This is a genomic window from Actinomadura sp. CNU-125 (genome assembly GCF_001942465.1).
Lineage (GTDB): Bacteria > Actinomycetota > Actinomycetes > Streptosporangiales > Streptosporangiaceae > Spirillospora.
This window is the reverse complement of sequence record NZ_MKJY01000230.1, coordinates 1-8,529: the sequence shown is the minus strand read 5'-3', so window position 1 is coordinate 8,529 and position 8,529 is coordinate 1. Positions and strand designations below refer to the sequence as shown.

At 72.2% G+C, this 8,529-nt stretch carries 9 protein-coding genes and 1 pseudogene; 9 read left to right on the top strand and 1 reads right to left on the bottom strand.

The features are described 5' to 3' along the window. Positions 1 to 446 precede the first annotated feature (446 nt). The 9 genes from BJF79_RS25465 to BJF79_RS25430 all read left to right on the top strand — a co-directional run bounded on the left by BJF79_RS25465 (position 447) and on the right by BJF79_RS25430 (position 8,245). Entirely contained in the window at positions 447 to 956 is a 510-nt protein-coding gene (locus tag BJF79_RS25465; RefSeq protein ID WP_075901088.1) for an ATP-binding protein, read from the top strand. Between the two features lie 882 nt (positions 957 to 1,838). After that, complete coding sequence (locus tag BJF79_RS53730; protein ID WP_075901086.1) at positions 1,839 to 2,387, top strand: MarR family transcriptional regulator; 549 nt, start codon at positions 1,839 to 1,841, stop codon at positions 2,385 to 2,387. A 49-nt stretch (positions 2,388 to 2,436) separates the two neighbouring features. Continuing rightward, positions 2,437 to 2,808: a MarR family transcriptional regulator gene (locus BJF79_RS25455; protein ID WP_143220163.1), complete on the top strand. Its 372-nt coding sequence runs from the start codon at positions 2,437 to 2,439 to the stop codon at positions 2,806 to 2,808. An 83-nt stretch (positions 2,809 to 2,891) separates the two neighbouring features. Beyond that, a complete protein-coding gene (locus tag BJF79_RS25450) occupies positions 2,892 to 4,100 on the top strand; it encodes an AAA family ATPase (protein WP_075901082.1) in 1,209 nt (402 codons plus the stop codon). A gap of 74 nt (positions 4,101 to 4,174) precedes the next feature. Next, on the top strand, positions 4,175 to 4,843 hold the full coding sequence (locus tag BJF79_RS61570) for a hypothetical protein (protein ID WP_262402565.1): 669 nt from the start codon (positions 4,175 to 4,177) through the stop codon (positions 4,841 to 4,843). Then, the gene (locus tag BJF79_RS61565) at positions 4,789 to 6,393 is read left to right on the top strand and encodes a hypothetical protein (protein ID WP_262402564.1); all 1,605 of its coding nucleotides are present in this window, start codon (positions 4,789 to 4,791) and stop codon (positions 6,391 to 6,393) included. Before BJF79_RS61570 ends, BJF79_RS61565 begins: the two co-directional genes overlap by 55 nt. 209 nt (positions 6,394 to 6,602) lie before the next feature. Beyond that, positions 6,603 to 6,809: a hypothetical protein gene (locus BJF79_RS25440; protein ID WP_075901080.1), complete on the top strand. Its 207-nt coding sequence runs from the start codon at positions 6,603 to 6,605 to the stop codon at positions 6,807 to 6,809. Between the two features lie 338 nt (positions 6,810 to 7,147). After that, positions 7,148 to 7,438 carry a hypothetical protein gene (locus BJF79_RS25435; RefSeq protein ID WP_075901078.1) on the top strand — a complete coding sequence of 97 codons (291 nt, stop codon included), beginning with the start codon at positions 7,148 to 7,150 and terminating at the stop codon, positions 7,436 to 7,438. 345 nt (positions 7,439 to 7,783) lie between these two features. Beyond that, positions 7,784 to 8,245, top strand: a complete 462-nt coding sequence (locus BJF79_RS25430; RefSeq protein WP_075901076.1) for a hypothetical protein — start codon at positions 7,784 to 7,786, stop codon at positions 8,243 to 8,245. On the opposite strand, the pseudogene BJF79_RS55845 reads toward BJF79_RS25430, so the two are convergent. Beyond that, positions 8,211 to 8,529: pseudogene (locus BJF79_RS55845) on the bottom strand (hypothetical protein); the annotation flags it as partial. The gene BJF79_RS25430 and the pseudogene BJF79_RS55845 overlap by 35 nt on opposite strands.

The window sequence follows — 8,529 nt, the reverse complement described above, 5'->3', positions numbered from 1 at the left end:
ACGGCAAAGCGCGGGCATGTGTTCGGAACGCCGTCGACCTGCACCTTCGGCCGGCGCAGGATTTCCGGGTCCGGGTTCGACAAGTGGTCAGTATGCCCGGCTCAGCCGACGGCGGCGCCGTGCAGGGACCGCGGTGCAGGTCGGGATGCGCAAGATGCCGAATCGGGTGTTGGTCTGCTGAGCAGCCCCCTCCGGCCCCTCGGCCCGGTCCCATCGAGACCTGTCCGTACTCACGTTGCCCACGCATTCGACGTCCCGTGCGCGCGTCCCGGCGGGCCGCCGGAACGGGTTGGTGACGGCTTCGGTGGCCGCCTGCACATGTGACTTGACGGTGCGTGCCGAGTCGAGCGCCAATCGTGTTCGCGTCGTTCGTTTGTGCAACCGGGCCGCGTCAGCGGCGGCGGACGGCGTCATCGAGACGACATCGAGGAAAAGGGAGAACGACGATGGGAAGTGGGAGCTGGAGCGTGCCCTCACCGGGTGAGTGGCTGTGGGGTCCGGAGCCGATGCGGTGGCGCCGGGTCTTCCCCGGCCGGGCGGACCAGGTGACGGTGGCGCGGGTGTTCGCGGCGGGACTGTTCGAGGGGTCGGGCCGTGAGGAGGACGTGGCGGTGGTGGTGGCCGAGCTGGCGAGCAACGCGGTGCGTCATTCGCGGTCGGGGGCGCCGCAGGGCTGGTTCGGCCTGGAGATCACGCTCGCCGAGAAGTCCTGCATCGGGGTGATGGACCTGGGCGGTGGATGCGTCCCCGCGATCCGTTCGGAGAACCCGAACTGCGAACCCCGCACGGACGGGCGCGGGCTGCTGATGGTGTCCCGGCTCGCGGCCGCGATCGGGATCTACGGAAGCCCCGTCATCGGGCACACGGTGTGGGCGGAGGTGGACCTTCGCCGCACCCCGCAGACCGGACCCGCGAAGGGGACCGGGCCCGCGCGCGAGGTGCCGCTGGCGTCATAGGAGGGCCCAGCCTGTCCATAGCAGGCTGGGCCCTCACGCCCAAGAGTAGGCGAACCGCCTTGGCGGCAGGGTCCCGTCCGCGTCTCTCTCGATCCCATGGGGGAGGCGGGGCGGGACCCTGCCCTTTTCGGCGCGTATCGGGCGCTTTGTCCCCTGTCTCTTCAGGTGTGGAAGGTGGCTGTCTTTTCGGGGTTCTTTCCCGTGTTCTTTTCGGTCCTCTTTCCGGGGGCGCGTCTATGAACGGCAGACCCGGGCCGGCCTGTTCGTGCAGGTCGCCGCGGTTTCGAATCTTCTGTTCGCGGGCCCGACTCCTTAAGGAGGAGAACTCCTCGGTTAATAGGTCGGCGCGTGCGGATCTGCGGGCGGGCCCGGGTCTGCTGGGCGCTCTGGTGTCCCGGTGCCTCCAGGCCAACGGACCATATCCGATCCCGCCCCGCGCCTTCTGGCCGTCTCGCCTTCCCGGCGGGGTGCCCGAGGAGCCCGGAGTCCCCGAGTCCCGGAGTCCCGGAGTCCCCGAGTGCCGGGGTGTGTCCCGCGCCGCGCGGTCGCGATGGGAGGTCCCCATAGGGGTGCGCGTGATTGGCGGGGACCATAGGCGCCCGGATGTCTCCGGCGCCGTTGCCGGTCTTTCCCGTCGATCGGCCCAGGGAAAGGTGAATGGTCGCCCCGAGGTGCGATGGTGGGCGGGTATTGGTCGGTGAAATTTTGTTTGATGGCGGGTTGGGTTTGTGGGATTCGGTAAGGGTGTTCAGCCGTTGAGGTGAATAAAAAGCGGCCGAAGATGCTTGCCTATCGGTGGTGGGTCGAGAAATGGTCGAGCTCCCGGTGAACGGGAACGGCGCCGAAATCCGGTCGCCGTGATCAGCGAATTGGGAGACGAAAATGGCCACGAAGAACACCACCGCCGAAAACCGTCCCACGGGCACGGGGGGCGCCGTGGACGGCGCCGCCGGTGCGGGTGCCGGGGTGCGTCCGTCGGGTGCGGCTGGGGCGGTGTGGGACGCGCTGACGGCCAATCCGGGTGCGACCGTTGCCGCGATCGCCGCCGGGTCGGGTGTCGGTAGGGCGACGGTGTCGCGGTTGCTGTCGGTTCTGGAGGGTGAGGGGCGTGCGGTGCGGGCGCGCGGTGGTCGGGACGGCGGTAAGCGTCTTCCCGACCTCTGGACCGCCGTCACCCCGGACACCCCCGACACCGACACCGGCACCGATGCCGACACGTCCGCCGAAACGACGGTCGACGCCGAGCCCGATGCGGCGCCCGCCGTCCCCGTTGCGGACGCGTCCGCTGTGGACGTGCCTGCCGGGGAGCCGCCCGCCGCGCCGGACGGGGACGCCGCCGACCGCGCCGCGGTCACCGGGGACCACCGCCGCGACCGACACCGCCGCCGGGGTCGGCGCCGCCGGGGTCGGTGGGGGGTTGGAGATCGATGAGGCGGCGGCCAATGAGGCGCGGGACGCGTTGGCGGTAATGGGTCGGACGGTGACCGAGGTGCTGCATGCCCTGGACGTCGGTGACCCTGAGGCGGCGCTGTCGGCGGTCGAGCGGGTGTACGGCGGGTCGGGGAAGGTGCGGCGGCTGGTGCGGACGGCGGTGAACGGGCGCCCGCGTACCGGGTCGGGGCGTCCGCGTTCGGCGCCGGGTGAGATGCGGGCGAAGGTCGCCGGTCACCTGACCGCGCACCCCGGGACGGAGTTCACCCCGCACGAGGTCGCCAAGGTGATCGGGCATTCGGCCGGTGCGGTGTCCAACGCCCTGGACCGGCTGGTCGAGACCGGTGAGGCCGAACTGGTCAACGACCGCCCGCGCCGGTTCACCACCGTCCGCCCCGCCGCCGCCCCCGCCTCGCGCTGACCGTCGCCGAACACGGGGCGGGCACACCGTCGACCGCCCGCCCCCGGCGTCCCGCGAACACCTCACCACAGCAAGGAGCCACCATGACCACCACCACCGCTACCACCACCGCCACCGCGACCGCTGGCACCGGTCCGACCGCCGCCGCCCCGACCGGGCCGAACAGTGGCCGTTTGGGTCCGGGTGAGTTGAGGCGGCTGGTCGCCTCGTTTCTGGACGCCGGGGCGGGGACGGCGTTCACGCCGGGGGAGATCGCCCGGATTTTGAGCCGGTCGTCGGGTGCGGTCGGTAACGCGTTGTCGGTGCTGACCGACCGGGGGCAGGCCGAGCAGGTTTTGACGTCGCCGCGCCGGTACCGCGCGACCGCCACCACCGCCGACGCCGCCAAGGAAGGCGCCACGCGCACCGCCGCCCCCGCCCCCACACCGGCGCCGGCGTCCCGCCCGGCCACCCCGACCCCGCCACCGACACCCGCACCGGTGTCGGGGAAGGGGAAGGTGGGGGTGGTGGTGCGGCCGAACGGCCAGAACTACCACCCCCGCAAACTGGCCGACCTGCCCGACGTGGCCGCGCTGCAGCGGCTGCGGGACGCGTCGATTCCGGCGATGTTGTACGGGCCTCCGGGGACGGGGAAGACGTCGCTGGTCGAGGCGGCGTTCCCCGACCTGATCACCGTTGCGGGGGACGGTGACACCGCCGTCGCCGATTTCGTGGGCGAGTACACCCAGGCGCCCGGCGGCGGCTATGAGTTCGTGTACGGGCCGCTGGTGACGGCGATGACCGAGGGCCGCGCGCTGCTCATCGATGACGCGACCCTGGTGTCGCCGAAGGTGCTGGCGGTGGTGTATCCGGCCATGGACGGGCGCCGTCAGATCACCGTCAAGGCGCACAAGGGCGAGACGATCACCGCCGCCGAAGGGTTCTACGTCGTCGCCGGGCACAACCCCGGCGTTCACGGCGCCGTGCTGACCGAGGCGCTCGCCTCACGGTTCGCCGCTCAGATTCGGGTGTCGACCGACTATGACCTGGCCCGCACCCTCGACATCGACGCCCGCGCCGTGAAGGTCGCGCGGAACCTTTCGCGCCGCGCCGAGTCGGGCGAGATCGGGTGGGCGCCGCAACTGCGCGAACTGATCGCCTTCCAGAAGATCGCCGGTGTCCTGGGGGCGGAGGCGGCGGTGTCCAACCTTCTCGGGGTCGCGCCCGAAGAAGACCGCGACGTGGTCGCCGAGGTCGTGTCGTCGGTGTACGGGCGCGCGGTGTCCCCGTTGGCGTTGGGTGCCCAGATGTGACCCGTACCGCCCCCCGCATCCCCCCGCCCCCCGGTTTCCCGGAACCGTCCGCACCCGCACACCAGGAGGCACCCATGGCAACCCACGTCATCCCGGCACCCGCACCCGCCGCACCGTCCACCACCGCCGCGCCCGGAACCGTTCCGGCATCGGGCACCTCACCCACCGCCGCTGCGCCCGCGCCGGTGCGGGGTCCGCGCGGTGCGTGGTTGCGGCTGTCGGCGGCGTTCACCGATGCCGTCACCGACCTCACCGACCGCGAAGACCTCACCGTGAAGGTTGCGCCCGGCCTCGGGCAAGGCGCACCGGGGTGTTTCATGCCCGCGCTTGCCACGATCGAACTCGATGGGAACCATCTCGACGCGCCGCCCGGTTCGTGTGATCCGATCCTTCCCGGTGACCGGGAACGGTACCGGGTGCTGTGGGGCGTGCTGGTGCACGAGGCGGCGCACGCCACCCACACCCGCTGGGACGTCCCCGACGGCGCGCCCGCCGCCGCCACCGATGCGGCCATGGCGCTGGAAGAGTCGCGGATCGAGGCGGCGCAGTTGCGCCGCCGCCCCGCCGACCGGCCCTGGTTGCGCGCAGCCGCCGTCCACCTCATTCTGGCCGACTTCACCACCCCGCCTACCACCGCCCCGCCGCCACCCACCACCACCCCGGCGCCGCCGCCGCTACGCCGTCCGCTGTGCCCGCTGCCGCGCCGTCCGCCGTGCCGCCCGGGGCGCTGTCGGCGCCGATGACGCCCTGGAACGCCGGGCGTGCCGCCGCGCTACTGCTGGCCCGCACCGACGCCGGAATCCTCACCGACACCGAAACCGACGCGTTGCGCGCCACCGTCACCGGCGTCCTCGGCCCGACCCGGCTCGCCGCACTGGCCGCGCTGTGGCACATCGCGCACACCACCGACGACACCGACGCCGAGACGATGCTGGAACTGGGGCGCAGGTGGTGCCGCATCATCGGCACCGACCCCGACCAACCCGCCCCAACCCCGGACACCTCCGACGCCTCGGGCACCTCGTCCGCACTAGCGAAGGCGATCGGCGCCACCCTCACCGCCGTCGAGTCCGCCACCACCGCCACCGGCGCCTCAACCGGCGCGTCCGAACCCACCACAGGTAAGGGGGAGGCGCGGCGCCGTGAACGGCAGGCACGTGAGAATGCCGAGCAGGCCGCCGCGCGGGTGTTCGCGGCCAGCCGCACCGACACCGGACGCCGAGGCGCGACCGCGATCACCGGCACCCGCCCGCCCCGCCCCGACGAGAAGACCGCCGCCCGGCGGCTGGCCCGGCGGTTGCGCGCCGCCGCGCACCGCGACCGGGTCACCACCGTGCACACCTCACCGACCCCGCCCGGACGCCTCAGCATGCGCGACGCGCTGGCCGCCGACGCCCAGCGCGCCGCCGGTGCCGTCCCGACCGCCGAACCGTTCACCCAAACGACCCGCCGTCACGTCCCAGCGCCGCCGCTGCGCGTCGGCATCGCCTGCGACGTGTCCGGCTCGATGAAGGCTTTCGCCGATCCGGTCGCGTCCGCCGCGTGGATCATCGCCACCGCCGCCGGTCATGTCCCCGACGCCGTCTCGGCCACCGTCATCTTCGGTGCCCGCGTCCGCCCGGTCACCCGCCCCGGGCAGCGACCGGCCGGTGTCTCCACGTTCGAGGCCAACGACCCGCGCGAGGACTTTGTCGAGGCGGTCGACGCCCTCGACGCCGCCCTCGACCTGACGCGTCCGGGTGCCGCCCGCCTTCTCGTGGTCTCTCCGACGGCATTTTCAAACGCGACCAGCCCGCCGAGGGGCAAAAGCGCATCGACCGCCTCACCGCCGCCGGATGCGCGGTGCTGTGGCTCCCCCCGTCCGAATACGACCACCCGATGGACGGCGCCCACGTGGCGGTCCTGCCCGACCCTGCCCGGGCCGCCGACACCATCGGCGCGGCCGCCGCCCGCGCCCTGCGCGACGCCTGACCGACCGGCGCCCGGTGCGGCCCGCCACGGGCCGCACCGGACACCGGCCACGGACCGGGACCGCGATCCCCGGACCCCATCTGAGAAAGGACTGCAAGACGGTGATGTCGAACCACGTGCCCACCCTGCGCGACCAGCTTCTCCAGAACGTCACCCCCGAGCAGATGCCCGCCGTTCGTGCCGCTGCCCGGCGGGTCGCCGACCGCGTCAACGCCGCCATCGCGGCCGCCGCCGAGTCCGTCCACCACACCCGGGGCGTCCCGCTGGAGGCGGCGTTGGACCACGCCACCGAGATTTGCCTGCGCTATCTGGCGACCCATGAGCCCGACTCGTTCGAGCGGTACGCCAGGGCGATGACGATCCTGCACGACGACCTCGGCGACCTGCGCCCCGCGCCGAGTGAACGGCCACCCCGCCCGCCCACAGCGGGGCACGAGCGGCGCACGTGCACCACCCCGGCCCCTGACCGCAACCGACCACCGGGCCGCATGCCGCGCCCCGGCCACATCACACGAACGGAAGGCATCTCACATGACCCGAGTCATCCTCATCGACGACCAGGTACGCGCCTGGCTGGAGTCCCAAGCCGAAGAAGGCGACACCCACAATCTCATCCTGCGCCGCATCCTCGGCCTCGCCCCCGACAGCGACACGGCCCCGGGGGGCGACCAGTCGGCCCCGAACACCGACGCGGACACCGACGCCGACGCGGACGCCGATGATCTGCCCACGCCCTAACGCGTGACCATCCGCGCCCGGTAGCGGCCCCCTTCACCGGCCGCTACCGGGCGCCCGTCCGGAACCGGCCGCCACACGGTCCATGATCATGAGAGGAGCAACGGCATGGGAGGCAACATTCGGGTCGACGCGGCAGGTGTACGCCTGGCTGCAATCTCACGCCCACGGTCTCAGCGATTCCCCGATCCGGGCCCTGTGCTGCATCCTCGACCCCGCACCCGACCGGCGCACCGCGCGCCGCGCCGTTCCGCCGACCAGACGGCCCCTGAACCCACCGACACCGCCGACAGTCCGCGCGGTGACGCCTCACCGGCTCGACCGGTACTCGAAGGAGAGCAATGACTCGCAAGTCCAAGCCCGACCTGTACGACCTTCTCCGGATCAACTTCGGAAACGAGACCGTCGAGCCCGACAAGCTCCCCGAGCCCGACCGGCGCGCCGACCGGACCGCACAAACCATGACGGAGGCCTCGTCCCGGCGTGCGGCTGCCCGGACCGGGCCGGTGACGGTACGCAGACCTGATCCGAAGGTGTGGAAGGCCGCGCGGGAGGCGGTCGGAGGTGACACCAGGCGCCTGGAAGTCATGCCGGACGGCTCGGTTCTCATCCATAACCAGCCGATCAGATGACCGGCGGCGGCCCGCGCCGCAGCGGCCCGTCTCGATCATTGGTGTAGCCAGCGGCGGTGCCTCGGGGGCGGCGTGACCCGCGCCGCCCCCGGGGCACCCGACCGGCCTCGGCGTGAAGGCGGCCCGTGGACGGTCTGTCGACGCCTCGCACTCCAAGAAACGTCAAACAAGGCGAAGAAATGAACACGGTGGACTGCGGCCGGACTTACTCTCGCGTTGCCGCCGCCGCCCGCGCGGCACGGCCACGCCGGACACAACTCCGCCCCATGTCCGCGAGAGCCCTGGCCTGGGTGGCCGCGCACCACCTTGGCCGGATGAGCATCACCCGCATCGAAGGAGCGGCTCGTGAACGAGGTTTCATCCCAGTCGGTTACGGCCACGCCCGAGGATGCCTGCCTTTTCTACCTGCTGGGCGATCTCATCGAGGTCACCGCCAAGCTGGACGAGCGGCGCCTGGACCGGCGCCGGATCGTGGAAGAGTTGATCACGGTGTCGTGCCGGGTGGCCGCTGCGGCCGAACCCGTACTGGACGGCGAAGCCGCGCTGATCACGGCGCTGCGCGATGCCGAAGCGAGCCGACCGGCCCGACCCGTCTCATGCCCGGGCTGCGAGCAGACCGACGAGGGACTGTGCGGCCGTCACGCCGGTAGCGACACCGTCGCCAAGACCTTCAACGACCTCGGAAACCTTCTCAGCGGCCCGAGCTACCGCACCCGCCGACCGCAGACACCGGCCGTCACCGCGCCATGGGTCTCGCCCTCATTGGAGAGCGTCAGTCCGGAGGCCCCGGCCGGGCGTCGGCGATGATCTTTTTGACTCGGCGGCGGTCGATGCCGTGCTTGTCGGCCAGCTGCCGCTGTGAGAGCGGACGGCCGGGGCCTTGGAGGCTCGCCTGGTACTCGGCCAGCACCAGTTGCTCCAGCGGCTGCTCCGCTTCGGTGCGTGAAGGTTCGGGCGGCTCCGGTTCGGTGCGCTGCCCGCCGGAGGGGGTCGCAGGTCGGGAGGTCGCTGTTTGGGTGAGAGTCATCAGCAGCTCGAACGAGCCGACGAGTGCCAGAGCCGGCCAGGCGCTGACGAGGGCGCCGATGGGG